Source organism: Thermococcus sp. LS1, from assembly GCF_012027395.1.
GTDB lineage: Archaea > Methanobacteriota_B > Thermococci > Thermococcales > Thermococcaceae > Thermococcus.
Window position 1 is genome coordinate 40066 of the sequence record NZ_SNUJ01000002.1, and the last position, 20469, is coordinate 60534.

Annotated in this window: 16 protein-coding genes and 3 tRNA genes; 3 read left to right on the forward strand and 16 right to left on the reverse strand. The window is 53.7% G+C overall.

Features of this window, described 5'->3' with window-relative positions; translation table 11 throughout:
- Position 1: 1 nt before the first annotated feature.
- Complete coding sequence (locus tag E3E26_RS04665) at positions 2-2500, reverse strand: glycoside hydrolase family 57 protein (RefSeq protein WP_167900216.1); 2499 nt, start codon at positions 2498-2500, stop codon at positions 2-4.
- Positions 2501-2688: 188 nt separating this feature from the next.
- On the opposite strand from E3E26_RS04665, the gene E3E26_RS04670 reads away from it, so the two are divergent.
- Complete coding sequence (locus E3E26_RS04670) at positions 2689-3972, forward strand: FAD-dependent oxidoreductase (RefSeq protein WP_167900217.1); 1284 nt, start codon at positions 2689-2691, stop codon at positions 3970-3972.
- A gap of 56 nt (positions 3973-4028) precedes the next feature.
- Here E3E26_RS04670 and E3E26_RS04675 read toward each other — a convergent pair whose 3' ends face one another.
- From E3E26_RS04675 to E3E26_RS04720, 10 genes are all read right to left on the reverse strand, one after another.
- Entirely contained in the window at positions 4029-4676 is a 648-nt protein-coding gene (locus E3E26_RS04675; protein ID WP_167900218.1) for a 30S ribosomal protein S7, read from the reverse strand.
- Positions 4677-4681: 5 nt separating this feature from the next.
- Positions 4682-5125: a 30S ribosomal protein S12 gene (locus E3E26_RS04680; protein ID WP_012571180.1), complete on the reverse strand. Its 444-nt coding sequence runs from the start codon at positions 5123-5125 to the stop codon at positions 4682-4684.
- Positions 5126-5135: 10 nt separating this feature from the next.
- Complete coding sequence (locus tag E3E26_RS04685) at positions 5136-5573, reverse strand: NusA-like transcription termination signal-binding factor (protein ID WP_167900219.1); 438 nt, start codon at positions 5571-5573, stop codon at positions 5136-5138.
- Positions 5573-5875, reverse strand: a complete 303-nt coding sequence (locus tag E3E26_RS04690; protein WP_012571178.1) for a 50S ribosomal protein L30e — start codon at positions 5873-5875, stop codon at positions 5573-5575. Before E3E26_RS04690 ends, E3E26_RS04685 begins: the two co-directional genes overlap by 1 nt.
- A 13-nt stretch (positions 5876-5888) precedes the next feature.
- Entirely contained in the window at positions 5889-7064 is a 1176-nt protein-coding gene (gene rpoA2, locus E3E26_RS04695) for a DNA-directed RNA polymerase subunit A'' (protein ID WP_167900687.1), read from the reverse strand.
- Between the two features lie 5 nt (positions 7065-7069).
- Positions 7070-9787, reverse strand: a complete 2718-nt coding sequence (locus E3E26_RS04700) for a DNA-directed RNA polymerase subunit A' (protein ID WP_167900220.1) — start codon at positions 9785-9787, stop codon at positions 7070-7072.
- A gap of 5 nt (positions 9788-9792) precedes the next feature.
- Complete coding sequence (locus tag E3E26_RS04705; RefSeq protein ID WP_167900221.1) at positions 9793-13155, reverse strand: DNA-directed RNA polymerase subunit B; 3363 nt, start codon at positions 13153-13155, stop codon at positions 9793-9795.
- A gap of 16 nt (positions 13156-13171) precedes the next feature.
- Positions 13172-13420, reverse strand: a complete 249-nt coding sequence (locus E3E26_RS04710; RefSeq protein WP_167900222.1) for a DNA-directed RNA polymerase subunit H — start codon at positions 13418-13420, stop codon at positions 13172-13174.
- 770 nt (positions 13421-14190) lie between these two features.
- A tRNA-Ile gene (locus tag E3E26_RS04715) sits at positions 14191-14268 on the reverse strand.
- Between the two features lie 5 nt (positions 14269-14273).
- Positions 14274-14349, reverse strand: a tRNA-Asn gene (locus E3E26_RS04720).
- 174 nt (positions 14350-14523) lie between these two features.
- Between E3E26_RS04720 and E3E26_RS04725 the strand changes: the two genes are divergently transcribed.
- Positions 14524-14600 (forward strand) — tRNA-Thr (locus E3E26_RS04725).
- A gap of 5 nt (positions 14601-14605) precedes the next feature.
- Here the strand turns inward: E3E26_RS04725 and E3E26_RS04730 are convergent.
- From E3E26_RS04730 to E3E26_RS04745, 4 genes are all read right to left on the reverse strand, one after another.
- Positions 14606-14914 carry a hypothetical protein gene (locus tag E3E26_RS04730; RefSeq protein ID WP_167900223.1) on the reverse strand — a complete coding sequence of 103 codons (309 nt, stop codon included), beginning with the start codon at positions 14912-14914 and terminating at the stop codon, positions 14606-14608.
- Positions 14915-15028: 114 nt separating this feature from the next.
- Positions 15029-16537, reverse strand: a complete 1509-nt coding sequence (gcvPB, locus tag E3E26_RS04735) for an aminomethyl-transferring glycine dehydrogenase subunit GcvPB (protein WP_167900224.1) — start codon at positions 16535-16537, stop codon at positions 15029-15031.
- The gene (gene gcvPA / locus E3E26_RS04740; RefSeq protein WP_167900225.1) at positions 16538-17878 is read right to left on the reverse strand and encodes an aminomethyl-transferring glycine dehydrogenase subunit GcvPA; all 1341 of its coding nucleotides are present in this window, start codon (positions 17876-17878) and stop codon (positions 16538-16540) included.
- A gap of 147 nt (positions 17879-18025) precedes the next feature.
- Positions 18026-19312, reverse strand: coding sequence for a phospholipase (locus E3E26_RS04745; protein ID WP_167900226.1), 1287 nt, complete (start codon positions 19310-19312; stop codon positions 18026-18028).
- Positions 19313-19501: 189 nt separating this feature from the next.
- Between E3E26_RS04745 and E3E26_RS04750 the strand changes: the two genes are divergently transcribed.
- Positions 19502-20191 (forward strand): HAD family hydrolase, encoded by a 690-nt coding sequence (locus E3E26_RS04750; RefSeq protein ID WP_167900227.1) that lies wholly within the window; start codon positions 19502-19504, stop codon positions 20189-20191.
- Here E3E26_RS04750 and E3E26_RS04755 read toward each other — a convergent pair.
- The gene (locus tag E3E26_RS04755; protein ID WP_167900228.1) at positions 20178-20456 is read right to left on the reverse strand and encodes a hypothetical protein; all 279 of its coding nucleotides are present in this window, start codon (positions 20454-20456) and stop codon (positions 20178-20180) included. The two genes, E3E26_RS04750 and E3E26_RS04755, sit on opposite strands and share 14 nt — an antisense overlap.
- Between the last annotated feature and the right edge of the window lie 13 nt (positions 20457-20469).

Genomic DNA, 20469 nt, shown 5'->3' on the forward strand with positions numbered 1-20469 from the left:
TTCACTCCTTCTTTCTCAGAAGGAGGGCGAGCAGGGAAAGGGCAGATAATGTCCCGACACCACATGTCGAGAACCCAGTCCCCTCCCCCGTTTCGGATGTTGAGTAGGTCTCAATTGCTGAGGTAGTGTCGTGAAGGATAGCTGCAGACGTTGTTGTGGTCGTTGGAGTGACGTTTGTGGAGCTGCACCCTTCTAGGCCGTCCTTCACCAGGTTTTCCGTCCAGTTGAGCCATGCGTAGACGTGCGGTGGATACGAGAACTCCGCCCAGTAGAAGTCGCTGTCGAGGGCCTGCGCGAGACCGTAGAGGGCCTTTTCGTAGGTCTCGTCCTTTCCGCACTTTTCGACGTACGTCTGAGTTAGGTTGTAGACCTCCTCGTCTCTCCTCCACATGGACTCCTGCACGGATTTCTTCTCCCTCGTCCACTTGTCCCACGAACAGAGCCACGAGGTTGCGAGGGGAGTTACATTCCTGTAAGGTTCGAGCTCGCTAACGGCCTCTCCAAGTGTCACCGTCTCAATCAGTCCCTTCTCCTGGGCCTCCTGAAGGTACTGAAGGAGGTACTCGAAGTACTTTGCAGTTAAGCCGGGATTGGGGGAGAATATTATCCAGTTCTCGCCGTCTGCCGCTATCGTTACAACCTCCGCGTTGGGATCGACCTCCCTAACGCTTAAGATTTCCTCCACTATCTTCCGGGCCTTTTCTCTTGCCTCATCCTCGCTGCGGAAGTTGTTGTTGAAGGCGAAGTCGTCGCTTATTGTGTGATCCCTGAAGAGCACCTTAATCGATGAGTTCCCGATGGCGTAGAGGTGGTACGGCGAGTAGGGGTAGAGAACCCTGAGATGGCAGCGGTCGTCGAGGACGGTGTACTCGAACCCGTGCTCCTCGAGCAGGGGAACGAGCTTCGGACTGAAGGCCATCTCGGACAACCATATCCCGCTGGCATCTACGCCGATCACTTCCTCAGTCGTTTTCTTGCCGAGGGACAGCTCGTAGTCAAGAAGATCGAGCCAGCCGTAGCGCTCCGCAATGTAGCCACCTATCGGGTGGGCAAAGTAGCTGGAGAGTATCTCTATTTGGCCCTTCTCGTACAAGTCTCTGTACAGTCTCATCGCTTCCTTGACTTTTTCGGCCTCGGGGCTCTCTGGCGTGAAGCACTGATAGGAAGGATAGCTCTGGCACCAGCCGGTGTTCGTGAGGTTCCACTGCCATAGGAGGGAAGGGGAAAGGTGGTAGGTCATCTTAATCTCCGGGTACTTCTGGAGAATCCATGCGTGGAAGTAGTAGGCGCCGCCGTCATAGTAGGGTTCGAGTTCGTCCTCGTAGGTGTGCACGAGGGCCCAGGGGCCGTGCAGCGTTCCGTTGGGCCAGACGCCAGGGCTCTGATGGTGGTGCCAGACAAAGACTACCTTGAGGGGCTTTCCCTTCTCGAAGGCCCTCATAGTTGTGCTTGCGCTTGTTATGATTTCTCCCTCTAGTTCAAGTTCGGCTTTTATCCTGCAGCTTTTCTCGGCTGTTATTTGAAGGGTTACTTTGCTTTCCTTGCTCAAGTCGACTGGGTAGGTTCTCTCGAACACTCCTTCTCCGCACGCAACCGAGACTGATAACCTGCCAGTTTTGTCGAGGGGTTCTTTTGGGGTAACCCTCACCGTAAGGTTGGTAATCTCGCCTACTATGGGAAAAGCCTGGGAGTCAAAGGTTATTTCAAACCGATTCCTCTCGAGAAACGGCTCAAGCTTCTCGTATATCTCTGGATATACCTCTTTGAGCTCTTCGATGTGCCCCACGAACACCTCGAATACGTAGGTCTTGCTCTCTCCCGGCTCCAGAACTAACGGAGGGAATTCAGCCCTCGTTTCAACCCCCCAGCTTCCGCTCTCCAGCCACAGAGCAACACTCTTCTCACCCGGGAAAACAAGCGCTATCAAGTCCTCGTCAAAGTCCACCAGGCCAAAGGCTTCTACCTTTGCTCCGAGTCTCACCCAGTTCTTCTCTTCGATGTGAAGTTGCCCGTTTTCCATCCATATCTCCTGCTCACCGCCGGGCTTTCCAAGGTAACCCGCCCATGCCATGGTATAACCGAGGTCAAAGGAGTTCCAGTTCACGAGACTTTTGAATGTGGAATCTCCGGTGTTGGTGAACGTCACGTTTAGGAGAGCCCTGTTGGAGTCGAGAACCTGGAACGTCTTCTCCACGAGAAGAGATCCGGTCTGAAGCGTCCCTACGATTGTGTCCCCATCTTCCCTCAGCTTGTACTCTCCGGTGGCCAGGCTTCCGGGCCACGGTTCGCTCAGAAGCCAGTCCCAGAGGGGGAGGCTCTTCCCAAGCGCCCCTCTATCGCCAGCATTGATGACGTTGGTTCCATCAACCTCCCACGAGAGCAATCTGAATCCCGTTGGAGTTATTTTGACCCCATAATCGGACGGAAGTGCTGCGGTTGAGGTTACTGGGATCAGGCCAAGAAGTAGGATTCCAAGGAGGAGTACCGCCATGATCCTCATGATATCACCGAAAGGGATACACTTCGGACTAAATAAACCTTGTTGCGTGGTTACCAGTTGTGCGAGTCTGATTGCCGACTGAAACCGAATCGATTTCAACATGAATCCAAACCCATATATACTTTGGGCCCCTAAAAAGGCTAGCAAATAACGCTTCTTTAATAAATTTGGGCTTGGAGTTGGTTTCTATGAAAAAGCACTGTGAGTATCTGGTTGTTGGTTCTGGGGCCGGTGGAGCCACTATAGCGAGAGAACTGAGTATGGTCGGTAAAAACGTTCTAATCGTGGAAGCTGGAAAGTATGAAGAGCACGTGGGGACTTTTAGGGACTCCCTCAGGTATTTTGAAACGACAGGATACAAAACCCCGAGGACTTCTAGGGAGGGGGTGATTCTGTGGAGGACGATAATGGCCGGTGGTTCGACTGTCGTTTCATGCGCAAATGGAACCCGGTGCCTCCAGGAAGAGTTCAAAGACCTGGGAATAAACTTGGAGAGCGAATTTAGGGAAGCTGAGAGGGAGATGAAGATAGCCCCAACTCCGAAGAGCCTCCTATCCGAGGCGTCACTGAACATGTTGGAAGTTTCTGCCGACTTGGGCTACAAGATGGAACCAATGCCGAAGTTCCTCGACTTCTCCAAGTGCGTTCGCTGCGGATCCTGTACCTTTGGATGCCTTCAGGAGGCGAAGTGGACGGCCCTGGATTACCTGAACGATGCCCTTGCCCATGGGGCTGAGGTACTCTACGAAACCAGAGTCCATGAAGTGATCGTAGAGGACGGGAAAGCCAGAGGCATCAGGGGAAGCGGAAGGAAGGGATACACTGAGATAGAGGCAGAGAATGTCATACTGGCTGCCGGCGCATTGAGCACTCCTGCGATCCTCTTGGACTCTGGTGTTGAGTGCGCGGGAAGGGACCTCTTCGTCGACATATTCGTGAACGTCTATGGAAAGGCAAAAGGTCTGGACCAGATTCGGGAACCGGTAATGGCGCTCGTCGACCATGAGTTCCACGATGAGAAGGGCTTCATAATCTCCCCTCACATAAACGCCAACAGGACAGTGAGGTTTATGGAGGCAGGCAGGAGGGGCTTCATGATGCCTACAGACAAGCTTGTGGGAATCATGGTGAAGACTGCAGATGATCCCACCGGCAGGGTTTATCCCGACGGCAGCGTCTCAAAGGCCGTAACCGAAGACGACCAGAAGCGGCTGGATGAAGGCATCGCAATGGCCAAGGAGATATTGGAGGGGATTGGAGCTGATCCGGGCTCATTCGTTGTCTCAAAGCCGCAGGGTGCACACATGGGTGGTACGGCGGCGGTTGGAACCGCTGTGGATGGCTATTTAGAAACGAAGGTGAGACATCTTCACGTCTGCGATGCTAGTGTCCTTCCAAAAGCTCCGGGAATGCCTCCAATACTGACGATAGTGGCTCTGGCCAAGTGGCTCGGAAAAGCACTGGCCCACTGACTTTTAATTTTTGGACAAACGCCAAGAGAATAGGAAAGGAGAAAACCAGCCAGTCCTCAGCGTGAGGACTGGGCAATCCTCTCGATCTCTTCCTTCTTGCTGTAGGCGAAGCTCTTCGGATCCTTGTTGGCTGCAGCGATTATCTCCTCGGCAAGGGCCTGGGCGTAGCTGGTCTTGTTGCGGTAGCACTTGGCGCTCGCACCGAGGGCGATGTTCTTGAGGGCTATGTCGAGTCTCCTGAGCGGTGAAACGTCAACTGCCATGTGGTAGCGGATTCCACCGAATGCGATGGTGGTCGTATCTTCCCTTGGAGCGGAGTTCTCGATAGCCCTTATGAGAACCTGAATTGGGTTCTGCTTGGTCCTCCTCTCGATGATCATGAAGGCCTCCTTGACAACCTCGTAGGCCTTCATTTTCTTGCTCATGAGGGAGCGGTGTTCTCTCCTCATGAAGTGGCCGCCGACCTTGTGGCTGCTGGCACCGCTGCGCATGACCTTGTTGATGAGCCTCTCGACGATGTGGACGTTGGCCTTTCCGAAGGGCTTCTTGGCGTGCCTTCCGTGGCTGTGCGGAAGAATCCTTGGCTCGAGGTTGATGTAGGGCCTGAGCGAGGGGTCGTTCACAACGACGTCCTCAACGCTCCACCTTCCCATGACCTTGAGCTCCTTAGGCTGGTAGAACCTCTCGGTGAGCGGCTTGGCCATTCCCTTCACCTCCTCGGCTTCTCCTTTCTGCCCTTGACGAGCTCCTTGAGGGAAACCCTGTTCACCTTGACGACCTTGTACCTGATTCCTGGGATATCACCCATAGAACCTCCCTTTGGACCGCCGATTCCCTCGATGATGACCTCGTCGTGCTCGTCGATGTGGTTGATAGCACCGTCACCCGGGGTGAACGCGGTAACGACCTTACCGTTCTTGATGAGCTGGACACGAACTGCCTTACGCATTCCGGAGTTGGGCTGCTTAGCCTCGACGGCTATCTTCTCGAGGACGATTCCCTTGGCCTGTGGGGCTCCCTCGAGCGGGTCGCTCTTCTCCTTAAGGCGAAGGACTCTTCTCTTATACCTTATGTCGCTCCAGCGGAACTTCTTCCTCTTGAGCTTGAGCTTTCTACCAGCGAACTCTCCATATGGGGCCTTCTTTCCCGGCATGAGCATCACCTCAAATTATGATCACGTCGTGAATACCGTGGTGTCTCTCCATCAACTCTTTCACGAGGTTGATGTTCTGGCCGCCCCTTCCGATGGCGCGCGGCTTCTCGCGCGGGCCTATGTCTAGGAGGGCGACCTTCTTACCATCCCTCTTTTCAGTGATGTGGACTTTTTTAACCTTTACCCCGAGGCTCTTATAAATGTTCCTCAGGAACTCTTCGGGGTTCTCCGAGTGCTCGATTAGCTCTATCTCCTTTCCGAGCATGTTCTGAACGCGCTTGACGTTGGCTCCCTTCTTTCCGAGGGCAAGTCCCATCTCGCCCTTCTTGATGACGTAGATGAGCCTGTTCCTGTTGCTGTCAATGAGGCAGTCGAGCACTGTAGCTCCCGTCATGCTCTCGAAGAGGGCTATGTATTTTATCTGATCAGTGTTGAGCTTGAGCGGCATTACTCCTTACCCCCGAGGGCCAGGATTTTGCTCTCACCCGGGTCTACCACTGCCAGAGCCGAAACCGTGTGCGGCCTTCCGAGGATGGTGCCGAGCTCGACGCTGGTTCCCTCGAACTCGTAAACCGGAATGCCGCTGAGCTTGGCATAGTAGTAGATGTCCTCCTTGATGTCCGGCCTAGCGTTTCTGGCCACTATAATCAGCTTCGCTCCACCCATCTTGGCGAGCTGGATGGTCTTCTTAGCTCCCTTGATTATCTTTCCGGTCTCGTCAGCCTTCCTAAGTTCGAAAGCTAGATCCATCAATCACACCTCCCTACTCCCTTTTCGGTCTCAGGGGGAGATTCATTGCCAGTTTGACGATTCCGGTTCCGACTGGAACCGGCTGTCCTATGAGGACGTTCTCAACGACACCGTTGAGCGGGTCGGTTTCACCCCTCTCAGCGGCCTCGAAGAGGTGCTGAGTGGTGATCTCGAACGCGGCCCTGGCAAGCACGCTGGCCTTCTCCCCAACTATACCGTGCCTGCCTATAGGCAGTATGACGCCGTCGAGCGTCATCATATCGGCGACGAGCATGATGTGCCTGACGTCAACCTCAAGACCCTGCTCGCGCATCGTGTTGACGATTTCCTCGATGATGGCGTTTCTGGCAGCCTCAATTCCGAGCACCTCGGCGATCTCGTGGATGTTGTTCGTCCTCGTCCTCGTCGGGTCAACGCCGGGAACCTTGAGGATCTGCTTGAAGTTGGAACCCTCGGTGTAGATGACGTACTCGTCGCCTTCCTTCCTGATAATCGTCTTTCCGACGCCCGAGAGACCCTTAAGGCGATGCTTTTTAACCTTTTCGGAGAGTCTTCTGAGGTCAGAGAGCTTGGTTACCTTCTTGGGCCTCATAATGAGCGTGTAGCCGTCCACTTCGAATTCTGCGCTCTTGAAGGAGCTCTCCAGCTTCTTCTGAATCTTCTCCATGTCGAGACCACTCTTCTCAAGCCTCTCCGGGTCAATCTCAACGATGAATTCAAAGTTGAGGATGTCGATGCTCATCTCCCTCGCGAGGTTCTCAAGGGTCGTTCCCTCAATGCGCCTCGCAACTTCGAGGGCCTTTTCCCTATCGTATCTGTGCTTTTCGTCGAGGTAGACGGTCATGATTGGAGTGGACGGGTTCTTTCTGGCATCAACAATCTCGATGATTCTCGGCAGACCGAGGGTAACGTTTATCTCTGCGACACCAGCGTAGTGGAAGGTGTTAAGAGTCATCTGCGTCGAGGGCTCACCGATAGACTGGGCGGCAACGGTTCCTATAGCCTCTCCAGGCTCGATGAGTGCGTTCTGATACTCCTTAACGGTCTCCTCTATGATGGCCTCGACTTCGGCCTTCTTGAGCTTGTACTTCTTGTTGTACTCGATGAGCTTGTTGTAAAGCTCCTCCTTGATGTTATCGGGGAGGTCGGCCTTATCGACGAGGCTCTTGATAGTCTTGGCAGCAACCATTTCTCTCACCCCTTACCCCTGACCTTAAGCAGGGTTCTCACAATCACCCTATCCACATCCACAGTCTTGCCCTGCCAGCTCTTCATCGGGTCAACGCCATCCTCACCGTACTTGAACTGGACGATGATGCCCGTTGGATCTCTGACGGTTCCGTCGTAGTCTACCTTGAGGTCTTGGAGGGCGTTGATGAGCCTGCGCTGCATGTAACCGCTCTGGGCAGTCCTGACTGCGGTATCGACAAGACCTTCCCTTCCACCCATCGCGTGGAAGAAGTACTCCTGTGGTGTGAGTCCGCTCTTGTAGGAGTTGACGACGAATCCCCTTGCCCTGGCTCCCAGGTCACCTGGCCTGAAGTGGGTCAGAACCCTTCCGCGGTAGCCACGGTAGAGACGCTTACCACGGATGGACTGCTGGCCGAGCATGGCAGCCATCTGGGTGATGTTGAGCATCTTACCCCTCGCACCGGTCTTGGCCATGATGACCGCGTGGTTGGTCATACCGAGGTATTTCTCAGCGACTTTACCTGCGTTGTCACGAGCCTCGGCAAGGACGGCCATGATGTTGCTCTCAAGGGTCTCCTCAAGGGTCTTACCCGGCAGCGGTTCGAGCTCACCGTTCTTGTAGGCCTCTATGAGCCTGTTAACCCTCTCCTCAGCCTCGCGGATAATCTCCTTGATCCTGTCGAGAGCCTCGCTCGGAAGGTCTTCGTCGTCTATCGCAGTCGTGAAGCCCTTGTGGGTTATCACCCATATGGCGAGCTTGGTGACCTGATCAAGGAACTGTCTAGCCCTCTCAACGCCGTACTCCCTCACGATGATGTCGAGTATCTTGCCATCCTCTCTTCCGTAGGCCTTCTTGTCAACGACACCACTGAGGAGCTTGCCGTTGAGGATGTATGTGAAGCCATCATAGGCGAGCTTTCTCACTTCCTCTTCGTCCGGGATGAACTTCTCCTCGATAAGCTTTTCAAGGGCCTCGCAGCGCTCTGGATCGTCGCAGAGCTTGTTCCTGTACCAGATGGTCAGGTCTTCGGGCAGGAGAAGGGAAAATATGGTCTTTCCGCTCCAGAGTTCAACGCCGTTCTCGACCTTATCTGGCTTGGGGAGCTTGTCCACGTCAACGCCGGCAAACATAAGCATCTGCTCGACCTCTGAGCGGGTGAAGTAGGCTCCCTCGCGCGTCAGGAGGTAGCCGCCGGAGATGTGATCCTGTATTCCCGCTATGAGCGGGCCACCGTAACGCGGCGAGATGATGTGGTTCTGGACCTCCATGAGTATCTTGGCCTCTGCCTGAGCTTCCTCCGTCTGCGGCACGTGGAGGTTCATCTCGTCACCGTCGAAGTCAGCGTTGTAGGGTGGACAGACGGCAAGGTTGAGTCTGAAGGTCTTGTAGGGCATGACTCTGACGCGGTGGGCCATGATGGACATCCTGTGCAGCGACGGCTGCCTGTTGAAGAGGACTATGTCGCCGTCGAGGAGGTGCCTCTCAACCGTCCAGCCTATGTCGAGCTTCTCAGCGATGAGCTCGAGGTTGTTCTCCATAAGCCTGATTCTTCTTCCCTCGGGGTCGATAACGTAGTTAGCTCCAGGATACTTCTCGGGCCCGTTGAGAACCATTTTCTTGAGCTTCTCAAAGTTGAACTCGGTGACCTTCTCGGGAACGGTGAGTTCCATAGCTACCGCTATCGGAACACCAACCTCGTTGATGCTTATCATAGGATCGGGGCTGATAACGGTACGGGCAGAGAAGTTGACACGCTTACCGCTGAGGTTGCCCCTGAAACGGCCCTCCTTACCCTTAAGTCTCTGGGCGAGGGTCTTGAGGGGCCTTCCGCTCTTGTGCTTGGCCGGCGGAATTCCCGAGGTCTCGTTGTTGATGTATGTAGTGACGTGGTACTGGAGAAGGTCCCAGAGGTCCTCGATGATGAGCTGAGGAGCTCCGGCCTCGATGTTGGACTTGAGTCTGTTGTTGATACGGATTATGTCGACGAGCTTGTGGGTGAGGTCGTCCTCTGCCCTAATGCCGCTTTCGAGGGTGATGGACGGTCTCATTGTAACCGGCGGAACCGGAAGGACGGTGAGAACCATCCACTCCGGCCTGGCCTTCTCCGGGTGCAGGCCGAGAAGCGGGAGGTCTTTGTCAGGTATCTTCTCAAGCCTGTCCCTGACCTCGCTCGGCATCATTCTGTGCTTGTACTCGTTGCCCTCCTCGTCCTTCCTGAGCTCCCAGTAGATGGTCGGTCTCTCAAACTTGATCGGGAACTGCGGGGCACCACAGTGTGGGCAGACCATTCTCTCCTTCGCTTTCTTGTGTATTTCCTTGATGAGCCTGTCCTTGGCTTTCTTCCTGTCGCCCATGACCTCGAACTTCCTCATGTACTCATCTATTTCCTCGTCGGTGAGCTTTATCCTTCCGCACTCCCTACAGGTGCTCTCGAGGACGCGGTGGATGGTCTTGGCGAAACCGACGTGGATTATCGGCCTGGCAAGCTCAACGTGGCCGAAGTGACCGGGGCACTCTCCAGCCCTCGCTCCACAGGTCTCACACCTGAGTCCAGGGTCAATGACACCCAGCCTTTTGTCCATGAGGCCGCCTTCGATTGGGTAACCGTCATCGTCGTAGGTGTCTGGAACGGTTATCTCGGCCGCGCTCATCTTCCTGATTTCCTGGGGTGAGAGGATTCCGAACTCAATACTTCCGATGACCTTTTTCATCGACTGCATGGCAATCACACCCTGTCAACGATATTGAGAGACGGCCTTATTCCCATCGCCTTCAGCTCATCGAGGAGCAGCTTGAAGGCGTAGCTCATCTCTACCTTGCTTATCTTTTCTTCCTCTCCACAGACTGGACAGTAGACCTTTCCTCTGCGCTTATCCTCTAGGGCCAGATGTCCACAGCTCTCGCAGACCCATACCTCTGTCTTGTCGCTCTCCTCGAGGAGACGTTCTATGAGCAGCATTGCAGCGCCGTGACCGATGAGGACGTCACGCTCCATCTCACCGAACCTGAGACCACCTTCCCTGGCCCTACCCTCGGTCGGCTGCTTGGTGAGAACCTGCACCGGACCCCTGCTCCTCGCGTGCATCTTGTCGGCGACCATGTGGTGGAGCCTCTGGTAGTAGATGACGCCGACGAATATGTCAGCCTCAAGGCGCCTTCCAGTTATGCCATCGTACATGACTTCCCTGCCGCTGTGCTTGAAGCCGAGCTCCTCAAGCTCCTTCCTGAGCCTCTCCTCAGGCTCTCCAATGAAGGCGGTACCGTCAACTCTTCTTCCCTTGAGTGAAGCCACCTTTCCGCCTATGGCCTCTATGAGCTGTCCGACGGTCATACGGGATGGGATACCGTGCGGGTTGACTATGAGGTCGGGCACTATTCCGCTCTCGGTCCAGGGCATGTCTTCCTGCGGGACAATGAGGCCTATAACACCCTTCTGACCGTGCCTTGAGGCGAACTTGTCTCCGAACTCTGGAATCCTGAGGTCCCTGACGGTGACCTTGACGAGCTTGGTTCCGTCGCCGGTCTCGGTGATTATGACTTTATCAACGATACCCTTCTCGCTCGGTCTGACGGCGACGCTAGTTTCTCTCCTTTCCTGGAGGATTATTCCCCCGAGGCCGCTCTGCTCTTCAAGGAACCTCGGCGGGGAGGTCCTTCCGACGAGGACGTCCTTACCCTCAACCTTTGACTCGGGGAAGATTATACCATCCTCATCGAGGTGTCTGTAGTACTTCTCGCCAAGATAGCCCTGTATGGTCGGGTCCGGAACCTCAAAGCGGTCGGTCTGACCACCGAGGTAACGCTTCTCCTCAGCTTCGTAGGTTCTGAAGAATGTGCTCCTGGCCAAGCCGCGCTCGATGGAGGCCTTGTTCATTATGACTGCATCCTCCATGTTGTATCCCTGGTAGCTAAGCACCGCGACGACGAAGTTCTGACCAGCTGGCCTCTCCTCGAAACCGACGGCCTTCATTATCCTTGAGTTGACGAGCGGAACCTGTGGATAGTGCATGAGATGACCGCGGGTGTCAACACGGATCCTGAAGTTGGCCCAGCCGAGACCGAGGCTCTGCTTGGCCATACCTGCACCGTAGGTGTTACGCGGGGCAGCGTTGTGCTCAGGATATGGAACGAGCGAAGCTGGAATACCAAGTATGGCAGCAGGCATCAGCTCAAGGTGTGTGTGCTCTTCAGTTACTTCCCACGGCCATGTTGCAACGTAGGCGTTCTCCTCCTCTTCGGCGTCGAGATACTCGATAACGCCCATCTTTATGAAGTCGCTCCAGGTGAGCGTTCCGTTCTTTATGCCTTCGACGTGCTCTCTCGTAAGCTTGGGAACGCCGTTCTCGACTATGATAAGAGGCCTCCTCACCCTACCATCGTCGCTGTTGACATAGATTTCCTTGACCTCCTCATCCTGGTAGATAGCCACGTTGATGACGTCGCTTATCCTTCCGCTTCTCCTGTCGGTTCTTATCCTGCTAACGAGGCTCTCTCCGTCCTCAACTGTTCCAATGAGAACGCCATTGAGGTAGACACGCCAGAGCTCTGGACTCGGCCTCTTCTCCTCGATCGGAACGACGCCAAGCCTGCTAAGGTAATCCCTAACTTCCTCCTCAGGAATTCCGGTGGTTATCTGGGCCATCAAAGCCAGGTTCTTGACGAGACCACAGTTTGGACCTTCCGGCGTTTCCGTCGGACAGATCCTGCCCCAGTGGGTTCCGTGCAGATCACGGGCTTCGAAGTGGGGCTGATCCCTGCTGAGCGGAGAAGTGACACGCCTGAGGTGAGAAAGGGTTGACATGTAGTTGGTTCTGTCAAGAAGCTGGCTTACACCGGTTCTTCCGCCAGGCCAGGCACCGGTCGCGAGGGCATGTTCAATTCTCTCGCTGAGGACGTCCGGTCTTATCGAGTTCCTCACGAACCTCTGGATGTTTTCAAAGGTGTAGCGTTCGCCCTTCCTCTGGTAAGTCTTGGTCATCTGGTACTGCATGTCCTTAACAAGCTGGCCGAAGGCGACGCGGAAGAGATCTCTCAGGAGGTCACCGGCGAGCTTGAGCCTCTTGTTGGCGTAGTGGTCTTTGTCGTCCTCGCCACGGAGGCCAAGGGAAAGCTCAAGGACCCTAAGCGCCATCATGCCGAGGTAGTAGGCCTTGGCGCGCCTGTCTTTCTCCTCGACGCCCATGTGAGGCAGGAGGTTATTGTCTATGATGTGCTCGGCCCTTCTAAGCCTGTACTCCTTCGGCTGGCCCGGCAAAGCAAGCTTACCGATGTAGTCCAGAGCCTCCTCCCTGCTCATTATGTCGCTGGCATCTTCGAGGTTGTCGAAGAGGACCTGCTGTATCCTCGGGTCGTCGCTTACCGCTTCAACTATCTCCTTATCGCTCTCAAGACCGAGGGCGCGCATGACGTAGACGAACTTAACCGGTCTCGGAACGTTCGGGATGTTGACGTAGAGAATACCATCCTTTCTCCTCTCAACGGTGATTAAAGCCCTGTATCCGTGCCTGTAGGAGAAGCACTTTGCTATAATTCTGTTCTGCCTCTCGTCTCTCTCGACGAGGGTCTTGTTAGGGGCAAGGTCTTCGATAGAGACAATAACCCTTTCGGAGCCGTTGATGATAAAGTATCCTCCGGGATCCTTCGGGTCCTCGCCGAGCTTGATGAGCTCCTCATCGCTCAGGCCGTAAAGCCTGCAGGCCTTTGACTTGAGCATTATTGGGAGCTCACCTATGCGAACCTCAACCGGCTCCTGTGCGATGCCGTTAACGATGGGAATGAGTTCGAGGTAAAGTGGAGCTGAGTAAGTCAGGTTCCTTATACGAGCGTCCATTGGGTAGAGCGGCTTCCTCTGCCCCTGGGCCTCCTGGAACTCGGGCTCGCCAAGGCGAATCTTTCCGAACTTGACCTCGAAGTCTGGAATGTCCGGCTTTATGCCGCCGAACTCGTTTATAACCTGCTGCATTCCGTAGTCTATGAATGCGTTGTAAGAGTCAAGGTGCTGTCTAACCAGTCCCTTCTCCTTCCAGTAAGCTTCCATAACGAGCCAAAGATCGTCGGGAGTAACATCTACAACGGTCGGCCCTCTCATGGTCTCACCTCAAGAATCAGTCCTCCACCACGAGGCGGTAGTAGTAATAATAGCCCGCCGTTGGGCTCTTCCTTTTGATCTCAAGAACATCTCCAGGCTTAGCGCCGAGAGCGACAACAGCCGGGTCCGAAGCCTTGATCTGCGGAAGCTGAGAAATCTTAATCCTGTACTTTCTGAGGAGCTCCGCCTTCTCCTCCTCACTGAGTATTCTGTGCTCGGGAACCAGCTCATGGGTGAATATATCAAATTCTTTTTTCGCCGCCACCGAGAATTGCCCCCTTAACATTTTTTAAGAATGATTACCACTACCTCCCACCTGCGGGTTTCGGTATATAAGCTTTTCGAGTGGTAACTGGCTTGTAGGGGTTTATATCGGTTACGAAAAGTTTAAGAACCGTTTTTCGCGCCGAAAAGCGGCGTTAGTGTACTGGTATGTTCACCAATACTGAGAAAGACTTATAAAGGCTCGGCGTGGGTTCGAGGTTCAAACTTCCGGGAAAACGGCCAAACGGTTAGAATCTGTTGGAGATTTGGCATTATTGGTGGCAGAATATTGACATCATGCTTGCTTTTTATGGTATCAATTGCCATATTCAATCAAAACACGGCCAAAAATTGATCAGTTTTTGGCAAGAAACGGAGGGCGTTTGAGGCTTTAAATCGGGAGTTAGCTCTTAAATTGGAGTATTTAGAGAAGTACTAGGGTTTTGCACTCCAACGTAGATAAACAAGCTTTATCCTGCTAGATTTGATCAAACTTCGCGCAGGCGAACAACCTTTGCCAAGCAAAGGTTGATCGAAGTGTTACCTTTCATTAGATTAGCTGGGATGTTTCCTAAAAATTGCACGGTGTCAACTGGTTTTCTGTTTAAAATTGGTAATCCCAAGTAGTTTCTACTCCCTTTTGGCGCCCTCCGGGCGCCGTTTTGAGTGAAACAATGTAATGTGGCAACCCAAGAGTAAACCACACAAGAATTGGCACTGAGAAAACGACATACAAACTTTGATGAAACTTTTCGCCAGAAAAGTTTCTAATGGTGGGCCCGGGGGGCTTTGAACCCCCGACCACGCGGTTATGAGCCGCGCGCTCTGACCAGGCTGAGCTACGGGCCCACTGCTGGCGCCGCCGCCCGGATTCGAACCGGGGACCACTGGATTAACAGTCCAGCGCTCTACCGTCTAAGCTACGGCGGCACGACCCAATGTAGGGAATACAGGGTGGATTTATAAAGATTACGGTGGTCTCGTGAGGGTTGCGGTAGGCTTTTTCAGAGCCCATGGGGGATGAAGATTCATCTTCGAGACCTTGAGAAGAGTCTAGTGAAGGTTACGAAAACTTTATATTTCTCCCCTCGGTCTTTAGACCGTGCCCCGGTAGCCTAGCCTGGCGGGGCGGCGGACTTGTAATCCGCCGGTCGCGGGTTCAAATCCCGCCCGGGGCTCCATCTTCTCAGCTTGCCTCATCGAGGCTCGCCTCGTAGACTGGCCACGTTCTGTAGCCGTCCTGGATGTAGACCTCAATGATCTCGGCTCCCTTATATTTGATCTCCCTGACTAGAAGCTTCTTCCTGGCCTTTCCCCTAAGGATGTCCTCGTTGATGTCCTTGGGGGGCTCTTCCGTCACCGGGAGAAGGCCACCTCTAACGTATATCCCCTCAAGCTTCTCTCCTTTGAAGAGGAACCCTCTGATGGGAACTTCATATTCCTCTATAACTTCTCTGTACGAAACGAACCCGGACTTTCCCAACACTTCTGCCATTTGTTTCACCCATATGTAAGTGATTTGTTACATATTTATTAAGCTTTCGGTGCAAATCCAGGTAAGAAGGATCCCAGGTGGAATGCAGAAAATGGTGGAAAGGGGCAAAAAAGATCAAATATCGACTTCTCCCTTCTCCTTCAGCTCTCTGTACATGCGCCATGTTATTATTGGCCTCTTCGCCGCTAGAACATCATCCACGCGCTTGACCGCTGTATTGTGTGGTGCACTCTTCACGAGCTCGGGGTTGCTGTAGGCCTCTTCGCTTATCCTCTTGAGAGCCTCAACGTAGGCGTCGAGCTCCTCCCTGCTCACAGTCTCGGTTGGCTCTATCATGAGGGCCTCGTGGACTATCAGCGGGAAGTAGATAGTCGGCGCGTGCATGCCGAAGTCGAGGAGCCTCTTGGCAACATCAAGGGCCTTAACGCCGGTCTCCTTCTTCATGGGCTCGGCGCTGAAGACCACCTCGTGCTTTCTGAGCTCCTTGTGCGGCAGCTCGTAGCCGCGGGTTCCTTTGAGCTTCTGTGTGAGGTAGTTGGCGTTGAGAACCGCTATCTCGCTGGCTTCCTTCAGCCCGTCCCTTCCCATTATCTTAAGGTAGGTGAGGGCCCTTACCATGACCGCGAAGTTGCCGTAGAGCTCCTTAACTTTCCCTATGCTCTTGGGCACGTTGTAGTCGAGGTAGTACCTTCCGCTCTCCTCGTCATAGCTAACGAGCGGAACCGGGAGGTAGTCCTTCAGGAAGTCCTTGACACCAACCGGGCCGCTTCCTGGACCGCCGCCACCGTGGGGCGTCGAGAACGTCTTGTGGAGGTTGAGGTGGACGATGTCAAAGCCCATGTCGCCGGGCCTTATCTTTCCGAGGACGGCGTTGAGGTTTGCTCCATCGTAATAGAGCAGGCCTCCAGCTTTGTGAACTATCTTGGCGATCTCAAGTATCTCATCCTCGAAGATGCCGAGCGTGTTGGGATTGGTAAGCATCAAACCTGCAGTCCTCTCGCTGACGGCGTTTTCGAGGGCTTCTAAATCAACGGTTCCGTTCTCGTTCGATGGGATCTCGATGACTTTGAAACCTGCCATGGCGGCTGAGGCGGGATTAGTTCCGTGCGCTGAGTCTGGAACTAGCATCTCAGTCCTCTGCGTTTCTCCACGGTCAAGGTGGTAGGCGCGGATTATCATAACTCCGGTGAACTCGCCGTTGGCTCCGGCGGCAGGCTGTAGCGTGAAGCGATCCATTCCGGTGATTTCCTTAAGCCATCCTTCAAGCTCCCACATTATCTTAAGAGCGCCCTGGATGGTTCTCTCGTCCTGGTATGGGTGGACATAGGCAACGCCCGGATGGCCGGCTATCTCCTCGTTTATCTTTGGGTTGTACTTCATAGTACATGAACCGAGTGGGTATATGCCGCTGTCAACGCCGTAGTTCATCTCGCTGAGCCTTGTATAGTGCTTGACGACTTCCGGTTCGCTAAGCTCTGGCAGGTTGAGCGGGCTCTTGCGCTTGAGCTTTTCCGGAACTTTTATCTCAACATCCTCAATCGGCTTTGGAAGGGTATAGCCGACCCTACCTGAACGGGAAAGCTCGAAGATGAGCGGTTCATCCCACTTAGCCTGACGGAACATTCAGGCCACCTCCTTAAGGACCTCGATGAGGGCATCGACCCATTCCTTCCTTGTCGTCTCAGTTGCCGCAAAGAGGGCGCTCTCGCCAAGCTCTGGGAAGTGTGGCTTGAGGTAGAAGCCGCCGTGGATGTTTCTCTCAAGGAGGACCTCGTGTATTTCTTCGTAAGACTTCTCGAAGCGGACGAGAATATCTTTGAAGTTCACGCCCTCAAAAGGAATCTCAGCGGCCTCACTCAGGCGCTTCTTGAGATAGGCCGTGTTCTTGAGGATTACCTCGCCAAGTTCCCTCAATCCCCTTGGACCGAGGCTCGCGAGGTGTATCGCGGCCGCAACGGCAACCAAAGCTTCGTTTGAACAGATATTGGAGGTTGCCTTCGCCCTCCTTATGTGCTGCTCCCTCGTCTGGAGGGTCATCACGAAGGCACGCTTTCCGTCAGCATCTTTCGTCATTCCTATTATCCTTCCCGGCATCTGGCGGATGAGCTTTTTGTCGTCCCTGACGGCGAATATGCCGGCCCTTGGGCCCCCGAAATTCATTGGGTTTCCAAAGTAAGCGGCCTCGCCGACGACTATGTCCGCACCGAGCTCTCCAGGAGCCTCAACTATGCCAAGTATCGTCGGATCAACGCCCACAACGAAGAGCGCCCCGGCATCGTGGGCTATCTCACCTATAGCTTGAATCTCCTCTTCAAGAATACCGAAGAAGTTGGGCATCTCGACGTAAACCCCGGCGGCTCCTTCTACTTTCTCCTTGAGCTCCTCGAGGTCGAGCTGGCCGCGTTCATTCCAGTTCACGTACTCGATTTCAACTCCCGGCCCGGCGGTGTAGGTATGAAGGACTTTCTTCTTCTCCGGGCTCATGTGCTTTGGAACCACGAACTTATTCTTTCTGGTTACACGGGCGCTCATTAAGGCAGCTTCTGCCATGGCTGTTCCCCAGTCATACATGGAAGAGTTGACTATCGGAAGGCCGACGAGCTCCGCGATAAGGCTCTGGTATTCGAAGAGCGCTTGGAGCATGCCCTGGCTTATCTCGGGCTGGTATGGGGTGTACGCGGTGAGGAACTCACTCCTCTCGATTAGGTATTTTACATGAGCTGGAATATAGTGGAAGTACGTTCCCGCTCCAAGGAAGCTGGGCATTTCGAGGACGGTCTTGTTCTTTGAGAGGACTTCGTTGAGCTCGAGAAAGACCTCGTACTCGCTCCTGCCCTCGGGGAGGTTGAACTCCTTGACCATACCCTTGGGCACGTCGGAGAAGAGGTCTTCAATTGAGTTGAACCCGATTTCCTTCAGCATTTCATCCTTATGTGCTGAGTTAGGCAGGTAGTGCTTTCCCATGCCTATCACCCTCTGAGCTTTAAGATGGTCATTGAAAATATGCCCAGCAGATTATATGCTTTGTGTTTCAGGTAAGGTGGTTATGAGAATGCGAACAGCTTGGAGAAGGCTTGCAGCTGGTTTAAAATTGGTAAAAGAGAAAAGACCTCATGAGAGGCCCACATCTTCGAAGAACTTCTCCATGAGGCCTGCAACGAGCCTAATGTTGTACTGCATGCTCTCATAGACTGCCCATTGGACGTTGCTGTATTCTCTGCCATCAAGGGTCTTGAAGCCGCTCGGGGCGTTGATGTCGAAGTTAGCGTGGAGTTCTATGTTTCTGATGGCCCAGCCGTCGACGTCGCTGTCGAACCAGTCGCTCTTGTCGACGTGGGTGTATATGTAAACAGTGTCTCCCGGAACGGTGACGCTGGTGTCAACGAGCAGGTTTGGATCCTGGGCGTACTTGGCAATGAGGTTCCAGTTCTTGTCATATATTTCGACGTAACCGAGAGTCCTACCATAAACATTCTGCATATCGATGTCCTTGAAGACGATGGTTATCGAGCTGGCGCCCTTGAACTCGAGCTTCAGAACGCTCCAGTCACCCCTTCTGAGCTCCTTTGTCCAGAAGTAGCTGCCAAGGTGTCCCCATTCGCTCCAGAGAATTATGTCCTGACCAGTTGAGTAGAGCATGTATCTCCAGGAGTTATGGGCTGCCAAATCGGCATAGGCCCAGGCAACACCATTGGCAAGGCTCATATGGCCGTTTTCGTTATCGGCTATGTAGATGTCCTCACCCCACATGAAGCGTGCCTTCTCGTCCGGGATCTGCCACCACTTTATGGGCGTAAGGTCGAGTGGGACGCGGTTGTTGAGAATATCATCTGCCACTGTTGGTGAAATCTCATTCTCAACGAAGTCGTGGGCGTTTTCAATGTATTTGAACTGTTCGAGATCCTCGAAGAGGTGAGGGGTCTGATGAGCGATGAGCATACCCTGGTCCTCGATTATGTGAACTGCCCTACCGAGATAGTACATGGCCTCCTCGTACTTGCCCTGCTTCCAGAGCTGGACAGCAGTCTCGTAAAGTCTCTGGGCCATGTCTGCCGCAGAGGTATCTGGGTCTCCGAGTAGAGCAACCGTGAAGAGTTCAGCGTGATCCATCGGGTCGAGGAAGTGGTACTGGGACTGAATGGTGTAAACCTTCCCGTCAATCTCTATGCTTCCACCGGTCCAGTCCTCGTCGTAGGCTCCGTAGAGGAGTTGGTTCTGGTACTGCATCAGTATCTGACCGAGCTCCGGGTTGTCCTGATAGACGGCTTCAATAGCCTTATAGGTCAGCTTCTGGTGGACGTTCATGGGGTTGTCAAGGGTTGAACCGTCCGTTGGCCAAGCGCTGACGAAGCCACTTAGAACCAGAAAACCGAGAAATATTGCCAGCAGTTTTTTCATTTAACCCCCTCCTTGTTGTATGCACTGCAAATCAAACAATAGATAACCTGAATTAAAAATTTTTCGAGTTACAGGAGTTACAAGAACCACAAGTTTTGAGTCAAAACGTAGCGGGGGTGGAGGGAATGTATTGTGGATTGAGAGGATAAAGCTTAAAGTTCAAAGGGCACCACTCCCCCGGGGGATAGCATGATAATCGCCTTCGACTTTGACGGAACACTCGCCGATACATACTCATGCATAGAGGAGGCCTTCAGGCGAGCCCTGGAGAAGCGCTACCGTTGGCTCCCATTCAAGGGTTTCTGGGCCAAGGTTCTGGCTAAAATCGAGATGTACTTCGAGAGGCCCACCTTCGGACGTCACAAGAAAAAATCAAAGCCACCGTTCTTCCTGAGGACTAAGTTCATGGAGACATGGTTCGAGGAGCGGGCGAAGCTCAGCAAATCCCTCGATGACTCTCCCGAGCTCTTGAAAAGGCTCAAGGAGGAGGGCCACACGGTGATATCTTTCTCGGCCGAGGACTTCATAGATGGCATGAAAGTGAAAAGGCTCAAAGCTATGGGTATCTACGATCTCTTTGACGATGTCATCGTTTTCGGGCGCGATTTGATGATAGACGAGGCGTTTAAGCTTGTCCGCGAAAAGTACGGGGATGATGTCTTTATCTGGGTCGATGACAAGCCTTGGCGGTTCATCGGACACGGCGACGAGAACACCGAGTACGTGTGGTACTACTTTCCGCCAACTGCGAGGTTCATAGAAAAAAACCGCGAACGGCTCGCCCTAATTCCACACCTGCATGTGATAAGAGATCTATGGAGCCTCCTCGACGTGATAGAACGGGTGAAGCAGGAAAGAAAAGAGCTCAGTCGCCGCTGAGATACTCCATGGTATCCTCCACGAACTCGTCAACGTCCTCTTTTTCAACTTCCTCAAGTTTGAGCTCGAAAGTCTTCCCGAGGTTCCATCTGATGGCGACTTCTCCCCTGTCGGTCTCAGCGATGATCAGCCCAAAGGGGGCATCCCCCATCCAGTGGTGCTTGGAAAACGTAACATCAAAGCCCCTCTTCTCGAGCTCTTTCAAGATTAGCTCGTACGTTTTAGCCGGCCCGTGGGGACTTTTGGCGAAGCCTATATAGGGCATTTTTACTCACCAT